The 14,282-nt window shown below is 56.5% G+C and carries 10 protein-coding genes; 2 read left to right on the top strand and 8 right to left on the bottom strand.

Translation table 11 applies throughout. The features are described 5' to 3' along the window. Positions 1–255: 255 nt before the first annotated feature. Both EGX79_06100 and EGX79_06105 read right to left on the bottom strand, forming a co-directional pair. On the bottom strand, positions 256–1,719 hold the full coding sequence (locus EGX79_06100; GenBank protein AYX81788.1) for an amino acid permease: 1,464 nt from the start codon (positions 1,717–1,719) through the stop codon (positions 256–258). A gap of 98 nt (positions 1,720–1,817) precedes the next feature. Then, the gene (locus EGX79_06105) at positions 1,818–3,026 is read right to left on the bottom strand and encodes a lycopene beta cyclase (GenBank protein ID AYX81789.1); all 1,209 of its coding nucleotides are present in this window, start codon (positions 3,024–3,026) and stop codon (positions 1,818–1,820) included. Positions 3,027–3,046: 20 nt separating this feature from the next. On the opposite strand from EGX79_06105, the gene EGX79_06110 reads away from it, so the two are divergent. Continuing rightward, entirely contained in the window at positions 3,047–4,678 is a 1,632-nt protein-coding gene (locus EGX79_06110) for an ABC transporter ATP-binding protein (GenBank protein ID AYX81790.1), read from the top strand. On the opposite strand, the gene EGX79_06115 is transcribed toward EGX79_06110, so the two are convergent. From EGX79_06115 to acnA, 6 genes are all read right to left on the bottom strand, one after another. Further along, entirely contained in the window at positions 4,675–5,409 is a 735-nt protein-coding gene (locus EGX79_06115) for a DNA-binding response regulator (protein AYX81791.1), read from the bottom strand. The two genes, EGX79_06110 and EGX79_06115, sit on opposite strands and share 4 nt — an antisense overlap. 16 nt (positions 5,410–5,425) lie before the next feature. Then, on the bottom strand, positions 5,426–7,702 hold the full coding sequence (locus EGX79_06120) for an ATP-binding protein (GenBank protein ID AYX81792.1): 2,277 nt from the start codon (positions 7,700–7,702) through the stop codon (positions 5,426–5,428). A gap of 45 nt (positions 7,703–7,747) precedes the next feature. Beyond that, positions 7,748–8,494 carry a glutamine amidotransferase gene (locus EGX79_06125; protein AYX81793.1) on the bottom strand — a complete coding sequence of 249 codons (747 nt, stop codon included), beginning with the start codon at positions 8,492–8,494 and terminating at the stop codon, positions 7,748–7,750. A 47-nt stretch (positions 8,495–8,541) separates the two neighbouring features. Beyond that, positions 8,542–9,291, bottom strand: coding sequence for a glutamine amidotransferase (locus tag EGX79_06130; protein ID AYX81794.1), 750 nt, complete (start codon positions 9,289–9,291; stop codon positions 8,542–8,544). A 142-nt stretch (positions 9,292–9,433) separates the two neighbouring features. Beyond that, complete coding sequence (locus EGX79_06135; protein AYX81795.1) at positions 9,434–10,000, bottom strand: TetR/AcrR family transcriptional regulator; 567 nt, start codon at positions 9,998–10,000, stop codon at positions 9,434–9,436. A 222-nt stretch (positions 10,001–10,222) separates the two neighbouring features. Then, positions 10,223–13,009, bottom strand: a complete 2,787-nt coding sequence (gene acnA / locus EGX79_06140) for an aconitate hydratase AcnA (GenBank protein ID AYX82749.1) — start codon at positions 13,007–13,009, stop codon at positions 10,223–10,225. 367 nt (positions 13,010–13,376) lie between these two features. On the opposite strand from acnA, the gene EGX79_06145 reads away from it, so the two are divergent. Next, positions 13,377–13,886 (top strand): hypothetical protein, encoded by a 510-nt coding sequence (locus EGX79_06145; GenBank protein ID AYX81796.1) that lies wholly within the window; start codon positions 13,377–13,379, stop codon positions 13,884–13,886. The last annotated feature ends 396 nt before the right edge of the window (positions 13,887–14,282 follow it).

Below are 14,282 nucleotides of genomic sequence, written 5' to 3' on the forward strand. Positions count from 1 at the left end.
ACTGCATTTATGTCAAAAATGGCTCAAAAAATGGCCTGAAAGCGTCATAAAATTGCACAGTTTCACATCTGCAGCCCGTATTCACACGAGCATCCCCGCAATTTTTTCGAGCTGTCCGACTCGGAGCTAAAAACGACCCCACCTGGCGCTGAAAAGTGCCAAGCGGGGTCGCTATTGTCTTCGACTGCTAATCCAAGTTGTGAGAGTTAGATGCGAGATGCATAGCTACTCGCATCTATTCACAGCTCTTCGCAGCTATTCGCGACTCATGTCTGCGGTGGCCGGGTCAACGAGCTTGGAGCCCGTGACCTTCTTATGGATGAACCACAGCAGGACGAATACCGGAATACCCAGGTACGGAGTGAGGATAGCGAAGATATTTTCGCCAGTGCGGATCGGATCAAGTGCCTGTCCGGCCACCACAAAGAAGCACATAATCAGTGCCAGCACAGCACCGGCAGGGAAAAAGTTCGCCTTGTAGGGAAGCGAACCCAACGGGATGTTCTGGGCCTTCAGACACTTGCGGAAGCGGTAGTGACTGTAAGAGATGCCAAACCAGGTGATAAAGCCCGCGAGCGCAGAAAGTGTCAACAAGAAGGTGTACGCCACGCCATCGCCTACCAATGAAGTAATGAAGCCAGCCATACCGATCACAGCGGTGGCAATCAGAGCGCGCAGCGGAACGCCGTGCCCGGAAAGCTTGCCGAAGTAACGCGGAGCGTGTCCCTGGCGGGCCAGGGAAAACAGCATACGAGTGGACACATACATACCGGAGTTACCCGCGGACAAGACCGAAGTCAGAATGACAGCGTTCATCAGGCCAGCGGCAATCGCGATACCTGCGCGTTCAAAGACCAGGGTGAACGGTGAAATGGAAATGTTGTCCTCGGCGGCGTTCAGAAGATTCGGGTCCGTGTACGCAATAAGGAAACCAATAACAGCGATGGCACCGATGTAGAACAGCAGGATACGCCAGAAGATAGTGCGAATCGCGCGGGGAATCGTACGCTCAGGATCCTCGGCCTCACCTGCTGCTACACCAACCATCTCGGTGCCCTGGAAGGAGTATCCGGCTACGACGAAGACAGCCAACAGTCCCATTCCGCCATTGACGAATGGGGCGTCGCCCGTGGTCCAGTTTTCGAAGCCGGGGGAGGACCCGCCCAAGATGCCGAAAATCATGCCGACACCAAGAACGAGGAAGACGATGACGGTAATGACCTTGATGGTCGCAAACCAAAACTCACCCTCGCCGAATGCACGTGCGGACAGGGCATTCAGCCCGAATAGAATCGCGAGGAAGAGCGCGGACCAGATGATTGAAGGCACATCCGGGAACCAATAGCGCATCACCAGCGCAGCAGCGACGAGCTCTGCGGCCACAGTAATCGCCCAGTTAAACCAGTAGTTCCAGCCCATGGCAAAGCCGAAGGATTCTGAGACGTATCGGCGACCGTACTCCTGGAAGGAACCGGGCACCGGCAGGTAAGCGGCCATCTCGCCGAGAGACTGCATAACCAGCCACACCATGATGCCGATAAGAGCGTAAGCGATAAGCGCACCGCCTGGACCGGCCTGCGAAATGGTCGCACCGGAGGCAACAAACAGGCCCGTACCAATGGCACCACCAATGGCAATCATGTTCAGGTGGCGAGCTCTCAGCCTGCGCTGAAGCTTATGGTTTTGTGAGGAAGTCTCCTCAGATTGCGTCGAAGTCATTCATTTATCATAAGCGTTTGTACTCCGGTGAATGCAAAAACCACACCGCTTTAATTGTTGGTATCACCCCACAAATCGGCTGATGTATATGCTCCCGGTCAACGAGTTCTCCATCTCCCAGGTCCCCGCACAAACCCAGCGATGAGCTTTCCGCACGTACGCGGACTCATTTTCAGCAAAGGCACGGCCACTTTCGCCATAGCGCGAAGCGTCGTCAGTGGGGATGTCCCTATCAAATAGGCAAAAATGTCCTTCTCCGGCAACGAAAAGAACGCCCGGAAAAACGCACCCGTCTGTCGTGCATCGAACCCCAGCAACGCCGCGAGCCCACGTTCGCGTAGCCATCGCTGCAATCGCATGCTTAACGACGTCCCCAGCGTCCGGCTTCCCTTCTTTTCCATATCGGCCAAGAAGCGGTCGACATCTTCGATAACCGAACCCACCGAGTAACCAGTGGCAGGATGCATCCAACCACCAGCAAAGCCGAAGAGAGTGCCCATGGATGGTCCACTGTGCGTCACGTCACCGCGGCGAGAGGGAAGGTTTGCCAGTAGGGGAAAGGACACCACTTCTTCGTCGATGGCCAGATCTTCCGAAAGCCCCAGGGACTTCAACCGTGCACTTTGGCGTCTACGCAACAGCGCTAGAAGTACGGAGTCATCGGCCTCACCGCCGCTGCCGACTGGCGCACCGGCTTCGCCACGATACCCGTCAACCATAGGAGTCGGAGTAGCGAGAATGGTCTCTTCAATGAGGAAGGTCCTGTCATCCAAGAAAATGCGATAGGAGAAACTAGCCGGCTCTGTCGCTGGGTCAACCGGTTCAGCCGGAGTGAAGTCCATGAAAACTGCGCGGCGGTGGGCGCTGGGGACGTCGTCAAGCGAAAAGATGTGCCCGATGGCGAGCTGCCGTACCTGCCCACCTCGCCCGACTGCGGCGTGCGTGCGCCCGGTGGTGACAATTGTGATGTCAGTACCCGTGGTTTCGGAATCGGTGAGCGCGCGGCGTTCGATGTGGAAACCGCCCAGTTTTTGCAGGCAGTCCTTGTTAACAACGCCGTAGTTGCGGGCGAGCTGACGTTCGGTGCCGTCGGCAAGAATGACGCTGGGTTGAAAGGTGGCGGCAAGGAAGTCGCTGGGCAACCAGTCGGGGAGTTGGTCGCACCAGAGACCAATCGTCGAGGGCAGTGTGCCACCGGCTGGGTCATAAGCGGTGACATCCCAGCCGCGAGCGGATGCACGGTGGGCGGCGATTCTTCCGGCGGGCCCGAGGCCGACGACGGAGGCGGTCACGGGAAATGAAGTCATAACTGGTAGGCTACTCGTTCGTGATTGTGACCCATGACCTTGAAGTCCGAGTCGGCGCCCGTACCCTGCTCACTGCGCCGGGTGAGCAGCTGCGCGTCCAGCCGGGAGACCGGATTGGACTCGTCGGGCGAAATGGTGCTGGCAAAACGACGACTATGCGTATTCTCTCCGGTGAAACTGAACCCTATGGCGGTTCAGTAGTGCGCTCTGGCTCGATTGGTTACCTGCCACAGGACTCGCGCGAGGGCAACATCGACATCTCCGCCCGCGACCGTGTGCTGTCGGCGCGAGGTCTTGACCAAATCCGCCGCAGCATGGATCGCCAACAGGAGATCATGGAGACCGCGACCACTGACACGAAACGCGATGCGGCGATTCGGAAGTTTTCGCGTCTCGAGGAGCGCTACCACGACCTCGGCGGCTACGAGGCGAACGCCGAGGCAGCCCGCATTTGCGACGCGCTGGGGTTGCCGGAGCGCGTACTCGACCAGCCGCTGAAGACGCTTTCGGGTGGTCAGCGCCGCCGCGTCGAGCTTGCTCAGATTCTCTTCGCCGCTACCGAAGGCTCGGGCAAGTCCGCCACGACGCTGCTTCTCGACGAGCCGACGAACCACCTCGATGCGGATTCGATTACCTGGCTGCGCGAATTCCTCAGTAAGCATGAGGGCGGCTTGATTATGATTTCGCACGATGTCGAGCTGCTCGAGGCCGTGTGTAACAAAGTCTGGTTCCTCGATGCGGTGCGCGCCGAAGCTGATGTGTACAACATGGGCTGGAAGAACTACCTGTCGGCACGCGCGACCGATGAGGCTCGACGTCGCCGTGAGTTCGCTAACGCGGAGAAGAAAGCCAGCGCACTGCGCAAGCAGGCCGAGAAGCTAGGCGCGAAGGCGACGAAGGCCCGTGCGGCCAAGCAGATGGTGGCTCGTGCTGAGCGCATGATGGACAGTCTCGACGAAGTCCGCGTCGAGGATAAGGTCGCCCACATTTCCTTCCCCGAGCCGGCGCCCTGTGGCAAGACTCCGCTCAACGCCACGGGACTGACCAAGATGTATGGCTCGTTGGAGGTCTTCGCCGGTGTTGATCTTGCGATTGACAAGGGTTCCCGCGTGGTTGTCCTCGGCTTCAATGGTGCTGGTAAGACGACGCTGCTGAAGCTACTCGCCGGTGTGGAGCGCACCGATGGCGAAGGCGGCATTGTCTCCGGCCACGGCCTGCGCATCGGCTACTTCGCCCAGGAGCACGACACGATTGATCCGGACAAGACTGTCTGGGAAAACACCGTCTACGCCTGCCCTGACGTCAACGAGCCGGAGCTGCGGAGCCTGCTCGGTGCCTTTATGTTCTCCGGCGACAAGCTGCAGCAGCCAGCGGGAACCCTCTCCGGTGGTGAGAAGACGCGTCTGGCGCTGGCGACGCTGGTTAGCTCCCGCGCAAACGTCCTGCTTCTCGACGAGCCCACTAACAACCTCGACCCGCAGTCCCGCGAACAGGTTCTCGATGCACTTCGCACTTACACCGGGGCCGTCGTTCTGGTTACCCACGATCCAGGTGCGGTCAAGGCGCTAGAGCCCGAGCGCGTCATCGTGCTTCCCGACGGCACCGAAGACCTCTGGAGCGACGACTACATGGAAATCGTCGAGCTGGCTTAAGACGGATCCATTGGCCCTGGCAGGTAACCGTCCTGCTGAGCGAGCCTATACATCTCCGACTTGTTAAGGCTGTTCTCGGCCCGGCCAGCTGCCGCATACTTGGCTCGAATACGACCCAAGTAGTCCAACACGGTGTTCGGTGTCAGCCCTGTCATCGACGCGACTCGCTTCGTCGACTCACCGGAGGCGTAAAGCTCCAGTACCTCACGCTGGCGTTCTGACAAATCGACAGAGTCGAGCAGGGGATCAGAGTCAACTACCGATGCCCATTCTGTAGTCAGCGCGCCCTTGCCAAGTGCCGCCAGCCGTACTGCAGACACGATTGTCTCCGGGGTTTCCGATTTTTGCACAACCCCCATCACTCCGGTACGCACTGCCTTTCGGACAAGGTATGGGCTTTCAGCTGACGAAAGGATGAGCACGTGATCGGTAACCAATTCCAGCGACAGAACGTTCTGCGCTGGATCTGAATTATCCGCCAGCCGTAGATCCAGCACGACCACATCCAGGCGGTCATCGGTGCCCACATCGGCCAGTAGCTCCGGCACAGTTTGATAACAGCCGACGAGCTCAAAGTCTGGCTCTGCAGAAAGCAGGGTTTCGAGCCCCTGCAGAGTCAAGGCATGATCATCAATCGCAGCAACGCGAAGCAAACGATCCGACTGCACGCTGTAATCTCCGATGTTGTCGGAGTCAATTGCAGCCGAGACGTCGATGGAAGCATTGCTCATTCCCGCAATATTCTCCCTAGTCACGTGACATCACTATCCTCTCACCGGCTTCATCAAACCTTTGCACTCCATTGTCATCAGAAATAGATGCAAATGCACGTCTGCCCGGGGGCAATAGGCGAATTGTTACCGATCCTTCTTCGGCGTTATCGATTGCTTCGAGGAAGTTCGGCATCAACTTGGCCACCGCGGAATCGTCGTCGACAAGCGGAATACGGCGCACATCGGTGCTATCGGAAACGGCCTGCGTGTGATTGCGGTCATCGAGGAGCCGGACATGAACACCTCTTGCGCGGGCATCCCAAACAGCTTGGTGAAGGGACCCAACATTTAGATGCGGCGAACGTAGGACGTCTCGGAGAAGCTGCTCTGTAAGCCGCGCACGCAACTGCAGTCGCGGGGTCGGTTCTTCCAAAACTGCAGCGGCGCTAAAAATGGGGCCGACCCGGCGCTGCAGCCATTCGTAGTTACTCTGGCTGCTAATTTCGTACTCTTTTGCGGCCCCGGCAGCGTACAGCGCACGATTATAATCCTGAATAGACTGCGGAACGGTGCGCATAAAAAAGCGGACCATGATGGACGTCAAAATTCCCGCGACCAACATCACGGAGCGAACTAACAGGTCAACTCCAGAGATACTGATGTGGGTCGTATCCGAGGGGGCAAAGGGGAAGAACTTGAGAAGTTCCACCATGATCGCGCCACCGAGCACTGAATTCAGCGCAACCCAGGGGCGGCCGCGGATGGCGAGCAATGCAGATGCAAAAGAAATTAAGCTAAAGTGCCAGAAATACGACCATTCCAAATTATTTGGAATGGGCTGGTAGAGCCCCACGACAGCTAATACAACGATCGCGACACCAGTTACAATTGCACGGGCTAACGGCAATTGTGAATGGCGGCCATACATAATCAGCCCGAGAAGGCCGATCGCTAATGCCAGACTGATTTGCCCGGCCGCGGTAAATAATTGTCCATTACTGACTAGAACCATGAACAACACGCCGACGATCGCGCCGTAGAACTGCCAGGAAAAAACAATTGACATTCCCATGAGGTCATACAGCGATGTCGTGTGAGCGGAGGAATCGACTACATCTTCCTCTTCCACAGGAGAGGTATTACCGTGCCATTTGAGAATAACCTGAGTACCTTTCCCAGGCTTTGAATTAACGAGAGCATCTCCACCGCGAAGGGCCTCCATTCGCCCTTTAACGCTCAACCGGATACCTGCACGATGCGGGTCAATTCCCTCGGGGTCGAACCCGGTGCCATCGTCACGAAAATCAATAGACACCTCTCCCGAGGCAACACGAATGTGGCATTTCTTTTCCGCTGCGGCACCTGCGTGACGCTTGGCATTATTTGCCACCTCGGTTGCGGCTAATAGGAACGTGTTAGCAACTTCTCCTGGCAGCCGAACTGGACCGCCTTCTTCGCTGGTATCTAGCGTTACCCCAATGTCGGGGCTCACCGACATCAATTGCGCTCGTACGGACTCCGCAAAAGTTCTACCGCTTACTGTTTGCCGAGGCGAGAAAAACAGCCCGGTCTGCTCGTCTAGCGAGAAGTCAATCTTAGAGCCCTTACCAATTGCAGACAATGCGGCCAATACATAGTCATGGACATAGGCGTTGAAGCTGCTCATCGCCTCGCCGCGGACACGCATGCGCTCCGCTCTCTCATTCACCTTTCGAGAGTTCTCGTAGGTGAAGTCAATAAGTCTTGCGACGGGTTGTGCAGAGCCCGCAATAATCACAAATGGAAAAGTGTTGATGAGATTGAATCCGACATCCGACAACATGTCGAGCCAAAAAGTGTGTCCCAGCAACCACGAATTAATGACCGCAATAAGTCCGGGAACAAATACCATCACGGACAAACTGATGTGGAGTGGCACTGTCAGAGCAAATGCAGCGAGGGCTAAACCTGAAAATGGGCTATACCAGAGCGCATTTCCAACGACGTTATGAGGGAGATCCCAATAGGTTGAAACCAACATCAGGAAAACCAACATGATGTACATCGGCACACGCAGTGCGGTAATAAGGCCTCGCCGCGTATTATTAATCACAGCCCAAATCAGCAACATATCGCTGAGAATGAATATGAGCAGTGATGCAAAAGGGAACCAGTGGCTCAGAAAGTTTTCAAAGGGGACAGAACGAACAGCCGATTCAACCTGCCACAAAAAGCCGGTGACGGCAATAATAATCGCGCCGGATCGCAGCACAGACATTTCAATTGATGGTGACTGTCCGGCAAGTGCCGAATCGGGATTCCACCTCTCCATGCGACAATCACATTCCTTTTGCTTATTGCCACTAGATAAAACTAATTAGTCTCTACATGCGGTATGAAGCCGAGCGAAATTCTGAAGAATACGCCCACTTCGAGCAACATCCAACTGTCGCGCGGCCGACACCGCTTCAAGATCTGTTCCTGGTAAATAGTAGCCCTCATTTGCGTAAATCTGGAGACGCTGGGCAAACGTGTTGGCATCTAATTCCGGGTGAAACTGCGTCGCATATGCATTGCGGCCCAACCGAAACATCTGTACGGGGCAGTCCTTTCCAGTTGCCAACAACGTAGCGTCGCCAGGCAGTTCTTCGATGGCCTCCTTGTGGCCGACGATGGCGTGAAAGTGGGCCGGTAAACCATCAAGAATTGGATCTGATTCGCCATCTGGAGTTGCAGCTACTTCGATTACAGCTGCCTGCTCCCCGTGCTTGCGGGAGACACGGCCATGGCCAGCAGTACCGAGCAGGCCGACGCCATAACAAGCTCCGAAGAAGGGGAAGTCTCGTTCGAGCACTTCTGCCAACAAATCCTCGAACCAGGTTTCGACTTCCTTCTGTAGATAGCTCTTATCGTCATCAGAGGCGTTAAAGGGACCTCCGCCAACGATTACGCCCGAGTAGTTATCTAGATTCAGATTCCCCGGACGAGACTGTTCCAGGCGAATTTGATGCAACTTTGCCGGCGCCAATGCACACCTCCTGGCAAATGAGAGATGTTCAGCGTGAGCTGCGGCATCTTCGCCGCGTGTGGAAAGCAAGAGGAAGGGCTTGGCGGAGGTAGACATTTGCGGGAACAAATTTCGTGAAAAAGGGAGCTAGAGGGGGACGGAGACTACTGCACCACTAGCAGGCTCGGATTGGCTGCATGCGTACATACGTGCATAAATCGGGGGATGATTGACGAGACGGCCTGGAGGTCCACATCAGATACCTTTAGTCGAATCGCATCGACTTCCTCCGGGTCAAAGTAACCGACGTCGGTGTAGAAAGACATTCTGCGGAGCAGTCCGTTGGCATTCATCTCCGGATGAAATTGGGTAACCCAGTTATTCGATCCGATCGAGTACATCTGCACCGGACAGGTTGGGCCTGTGGCAAGCAAAGTCGCGTGATTTGGAAGTTCCGCAACGGATTCCTTGTGGCCAGTCAACGCATAAAAAACCGGAGGCAACACCGAAGCTATTGGATCCTGAGTGGCGGCTTCGGTGAGCTCTACCCGGGTAGAACCCGCTACTTCGCCGTGACGCAGGTTAACCAAACCGCCCGAAGTAAAGGCCGTGTAGCTAGCGCCGTAGCAGATAAGCAGTGCGGGGACAGGACTCCTAAGTACGTCGTAAAGCACATCGTGCGAATACTTCTGCAGCCCCGAATGCTCAAGGTCGGTGATGTTAAATGGGCTGCCTCCGACGAATACGCCGTCATAGGAGGTCAGGTCGGGCAACTTAGCGCCGACAGCGTCGATGGTAAACAGATCCAACTGGCTGGGCTCAAGCCCGGTGGAATCCAGAAAGTCCTGGTACTCGGCTTGCCCCGCACAATCTGCGGGGCGGAGCGCCACCAACAAAAACTTACCCACACTCATAAATAGACAGCTTAGTCCATATTGAGTGAAATCTATGCATCTTCACCGGTCAAACGGGGTAAATGCACGGCAGAAAGCCGAAACCCGCTCCCGTATTAGGGGAGCGGGTGGTACGTAACGCTATCAGGCCTAGCCTGAGTGGCTAGTCCTTGCGCCGTAAGCTGTCTTCAACTAAATCAAGCACGGAATCCAATTCGTCGACAGTGCGACCAGATGCCAGACGAACGATGATGCCATCGAGCATCAGCTCGAGAAAAAGCTGCATCGTGCGAACCGAATAATCCGACCGTAGGGAGCCGGATGAGGATGTCTGGGTCAATCGGTGGGCAACAGCGTCATCCAATTGATCCTGATGGCCCAACCATTGGCCCTTAAACTCCGGATCGCTGCGAAGGCGACGGGCAATCTCAAGGCGAGTTCCCAGCCAGCCATGCTTGTCTGGGTTCGCCACGATGTCACGCATTACTTCCACTAAGCCGGAAGCCTCCGCGACTTCCGCCATATTTGCGGCATCTTCTTCGGCCAATGCTAAGAACAGACCTTCTTTGGATCCGAAGTGATGGAAAATAGCACCGCGAGACTTACCGGTAGCGGACTCCAGACGAGAGACCGTTGCGCCGTCGTAGCCGAATTCTGCAAAGCACTGCCGAGCGCCGTCGAGAATTTCGTGCCGCCGTTGAGCTAAATCCTGGTTACTCACTTTTGGCATAAGGAAACTCTTTTCTTGCCGGCGACGCCCAGGGACATGTTTCACTGCATGACGTGGCAGCGCCATTCCTATACTTCCCAAGCCTCATTTTGGTTGGGGTAGAGAAACCCGAGGCCGGCAGGGCGCTAGCCCGTGGGGTATGAATCCGCGGGCTAGCGCTACCTACCGGCCTCTAGAAGCGCTGCTTGTAACAAGCCCTAGCGCGCACGAGTCAAAGGGAAACTAGTTGCCCTTGATCATGTTGCGCAGGACGTACTGCAGAATACCGCCGTGGCGGTAGTAGTCAGCCTCACCAGGGGTATCGATGCGGACCACAGCGTCGAAGTCGAAGGACTCGCCGTTTTCCTTGGTAACCGTAACCTTGACGGTCTTCGGGATGGAGCCGTTGTTCAGCTCCTCCAGACCAGCGATGTCGAAGGTCTCAGTGCCATCGATGCCCAGGGACTTCCAGGACTCACCCTCCGGGAACTGCAGCGGAACAACGCCCATGCCGATGAGGTTCGAGCGGTGGATACGCTCGAAGGACTCAGCGATAACAGCCTTGACGCCCAGCAGCAGGGTGCCCTTAGCTGCCCAGTCACGGGAGGAACCGGTGCCGTATTCCTTACCACCAACGACGACCAGCGGAGTGCCAGCCTCCTTGTAGTTCATGGCAGCGTCGTAGATGAAGGCCTGCGGGCCACCCTCCTGGGTGAAGTCGCGGGTGTAGCCACCGGTAACACCGTCAAGCAGCTGGTTCTGCAGGCGGATGTTAGCGAAGGTGCCGCGCACCATGACCTCGTGGTTACCACGACGGGAACCCAGGGAGTTGTAGTCCTTGCGCTCAACGCCCATGGAGTCGAGGTACTGAGCAGCCGGGGTGCCCGGCTTAATGGAGGAAGCCGGGGAGATGTGGTCGGTGGTCACCGAGTCACCCAGGGCAGCAAGGACGCGAGCGCCCTTGATGTCGGAAACCGGTGCCGGCTCCATTTCCATCTCGTCGAAGTACGGTGCCTTGCGGATGTAGGAGGACTTGTCGTCCCAAGCGAAGGTCTTGCCCTCCGGGGTCGGCAGGTTCTGCCAGCGCTCGTCACCAGCGAAGACATCCTTGTAGTCCTCGTCGTACAGCTCGGAAGAGATGGAGGCCTCGATGGTTGCTTCGATCTCTTCGGTGGACGGCCAAATGTCGCGCAGGAAGACATCGTTGCCCTCTGCGTCCTGACCCAGGGCGTCGGTTTCAAAGTCGAAGTCCATGGTACCGGCGATCGAGTAGGCGATAACCAGGATCGGGGAGGCCAGGTAGTTCATCTTCACGTCAGGGGAGATGCGGCCTTCGAAGTTACGGTTACCGGACAGAACCGCGGTAGCAGCCAGGTCGGCCTCGTTGATGGCGGAGGAAATCTCAGCCGGCAGCGGACCGGAGTTACCGATACAGGTTGCACAACCGAAGCCGGACAGGTAGAAGCCCAGAGCCTCGAGGTCCTTCCACAGGTCAGCACGCTTGAAGTAGCCGTTAACAACCTGGGAGCCCGGAGCACAAATGGTCTTGACCCACGGCTTAGCCTGCAGACCCTTCTCGACTGCCTTGCGTGCCAACAGACCAGCACCAATCATGACCGACGGGTTGGAGGTGTTGGTACAAGAGGTGATGGAAGCGATAGCGACCATACCGTGGTCGAGCGTGTACTCGCCGCCCTTCGGGGAAGTGACGGTAATCGGGGAGCTCGGGCGACCTTCAGCGCCGTTAGCGGCGGACTCGCCGTGGCCCTCGCGGGACTCGTTGTAGTCTGCGGCCAGCTCGGAGGTCGGTGCGGAAGCCTTGACAGCGCCCTTAATCTCGCCGTCGGAGTAGTTGTGCAGGTCCTTGCGGAACTGCTCCTTGGCGGAAGCCAACTCGATGCGGTCCTGCGGGCGCTTCGGGCCAGCGATGGACGGAACGACGGTGGACAGGTCCAGCTCGAGGTACTCGGAGTACTCAGCCTCCGGAGTGTTCTCGTCCAACCACATGCCCTGAGCCTTGGCGTAAGCCTCGACGCGCTCCAGGGTCTCCTTGTCACGGCCAGTCAGGGCCAGGTACTTGACGGTCTCATCGTCGATCGGGAAGATTGCGGCGGTGGAACCGAACTCTGGCGACATGTTACCGATGGTCGCACGGTTGGCCAGCGGCAGCTTGGAGACGCCAGCGCCGTAGAACTCTACGAACTTGCCGACGACGCCGTGCTGGCGCAGCATATCGGTGACGGTGAGCACAACGTCGGTTGCGGTAACACCCGGCTGAATGTCGCCAGTCAGCTTGAAGCCAACGACGCGCGGAATGAGCATGGAGATTGGCTGGCCAAGCATTGCGGCCTCAGCCTCAATACCACCGACACCCCAGCCCAGGATGCCCAGGCCGTTCTGCATGGTCGTGTGAGAGTCAGTACCAACACAGGTGTCCGGGTATGCCAGGCCGTTGTTCTCGAAGACAACGCGAGCCAGGTACTCGATGTTGACCTGGTGGACAATACCGGTTCCCGGAGGAACAACGCGGAAGTTGGAGAATGCGCCAGTACCCCAACGGAGGAACTTGTAGCGCTCATCATTGCGCTGGTACTCAATTTCGACGTTCTTAGCCAGAGCGTCTTCGCTACCGAAGGCCTCGATGATGACCGAGTGGTCGATGACCATCTCTGCCGGGTTCAGCGGGTTAACCTGATCCGGGTCGCCGCCGAGAGTCTTAACAGCCTCACGCATGGTAGCCAGGTCAACAACACAGGCGACGCCGGTGAAGTCCTGCATAATAACGCGAGCAGGGGTGAACTGAATCTCGATCGACGGATCAGCCGAAGGAACCCAGTTGGCGACAGCCTTGATGTGCTCCTCAGTGATGTTGGCGCCATCTTCGTTGCGCAGCAGGTTCTCACCGAGAACCTTCAACGAGTAAGGCAGCTTCTCCATACCCGGCACGGCGTCAAGAGCGAAGTAGTCATAAGACTTGTCTCCGACCTCAAGCTTGCGCAGGGCGTTGAAAGAGTTCTTGCTTTCAGCCACAGTCAGCTCCATTTCTATTCGGGTGAATTGTCGCCTTAACTGAAGAGTCCGGCACTCGAATTTCGGCTCTCCACAAGGCATAGGTGCGATCACGCCGCCCCTTATCAACCAATTAAAGCAATAATCACGACGCGGGGCACACGAGCCCACACACACGTTTTTAAGGAAGCGTTACCGTCCTTGCATCAACAATAACAGTACGAACGTTCTGTATGTAGATTGCTCGCGGCGCGCCGAGTCACGCTACCCCCGTTCACATCCAGAGCAGGCCATTATAGATAGGACAAACGAAGCAGCATCTCCGCCAAATTGGGGCGCGTGGAAACCATTCTCACGCAAAACAGGAGCACGATACGGAAGGCAATTAATGCATACGCCAGCAGATTCACAGGCAGCGAAAGAAACCGTCGAGAAGGTGGTCGCTCAGCTACGCACCGACAACATCGTGACAAATAACCCACAGCTCCGAGAAGCGGTCCAGCCAATTGTCGACGATGCAGCAAATCGGGGGGTACCCAATTTCAATATCATCTACCTAGATAGCGAGAAGATTTACCCCGTCGCCGAACAAAAGAACACCGACATCTTTTCCTTTGCCCGCCAAGTAGCGAACCAAGTCGGCGGCACCACTGTCGTGCGCACACCGGGCAATGTGGCCACCGCATCTGCCGATTTCCCCCGCGCAGCCATTGAACGCGCCGACCACGCAATGATGGAGACTCCACGAGACTATCCGGCGGGCCTCGATGCCTATTTGCACGAGCTCACTAACTACGTCGTTCCGTGGACTCTTTACAGCCTCATCGCAGGCGTCGTTATCGTCGCACTCTTCGTCGGACTGACGTTCTACTGGCTACGCACACGCCCAACCGCTTAAGAGTTCACTTTACGACGGACGCTGAAGCTAACGGTCTCACTGAATACATTCACCGTCCCCGGTTTTCCACCCCCAGGCGAAAGACAGGGCAAATGCCCCAAAAACTGGTAGCAGTGGAGAAATCAGCCACTATCTGAATTGGATAACACTGTTGCAGCCACCGTAACCGTGTCAACGATTTTCACAAAGGTCAAGCATTAAAGCTTGACCTTTTCTTATGTCCGGTACCCCAGGTAAAGGCCCACGACACTCCGGCACGCCGATAAGTCATCTAATAGTGACATAATTCACATAGAAACCCAGGGCTCACCATAACCGCAGGCCACGACATATAACGAAACGGTCACAAAGAGGGGGACAGTTGGTAATTTTGTTACTTATGTTTTTTTAGAGCTT

This window comes from Corynebacterium jeikeium, from assembly GCA_003955985.1.
In the GTDB taxonomy this organism is placed as follows: Bacteria; Actinomycetota; Actinomycetes; order Mycobacteriales; family Mycobacteriaceae; genus Corynebacterium; species Corynebacterium jeikeium_D.